Below are 245 nucleotides of genomic sequence, written 5' to 3'. Positions count from 1 at the left end.
AAAACTGTTTTTGCTCAGCTGTTTCATAGTTCCTGTCTACTACCTGTACCGCACTTTCTTGAGGTTGAAATTCTTGGTTGGTGTGCTGTGATAACTTGGAAGATTGTTTTTGTAACTTTTCTTGCCCTGTATCCTGTTGTGGACTTTCTATAGTACTTGTAGTTTGCAAAAACTGTTTTTGCTCAGCTGTTTCATAGTTCCTGTCTACTACCTGTACCGCACTTTCTTGAGGTTGAAATTCTTGG

Annotated in this window: 1 protein-coding gene; it reads right to left on the bottom strand. The window is 39.2% G+C overall.

All coding sequences use genetic code 11. From position 1 onward, the window contains the following. A partial coding sequence (locus JDS99_RS31420) for a hypothetical protein (protein WP_199696539.1) occupies positions 1-245 on the bottom strand: 245 nt, incomplete at both ends.

Origin of the sequence: Bacillus cereus group sp. N6 (genome assembly GCF_016483705.1) — a bacterium.
Classification (GTDB): domain Bacteria; phylum Bacillota; class Bacilli; order Bacillales; family Bacillaceae_G; genus Bacillus_A; species Bacillus_A wiedmannii.
This window is presented reverse-complemented; position numbering and strand designations above follow the sequence as displayed.